The following is a 306-nucleotide window of genomic DNA, read 5'->3' on the forward strand; positions in this document are numbered from 1 at the left end:
CGCCTGCGGTGCGCCACCTCCCCGGTCCGGGGAGGATTTTAGCGGGAACAGATATCCGCTGGGCCCGGATCGAGGTCTAGGCAGCGCCCGTCCTGTCCGGCGACCTTCAGCCCGATCGTGGCCGCCAGAGTCGGCATGATGTCCACCGTTTCCACCGACAATGGCTGTTCGAAGCCGGTCATGCCCTTGCGCCAGAACAGGATCGGCACCCGGCGATCGTAATCCCACGGGCTGCCGTGCGTCTCGACATGATAGGCGGCGGGCACCTCGATCGAGGTGACACGGGGCTTCAGGAACACGAGAAGG

1 protein-coding gene is annotated in these 306 nt (G+C 65.7%); it reads right to left on the minus strand.

Annotated features, from left to right (window positions below; translation table 11 throughout):
* Positions 1 to 38 precede the first annotated feature (38 nt).
* The coding region (locus AC0IYH_RS30665; RefSeq protein ID WP_471837931.1) for a hypothetical protein at positions 39 to 306 on the minus strand (268 nt) is incomplete at its 5' end.

Source organism: Pseudomonas sp. AC463 (assembly GCF_979253585.1).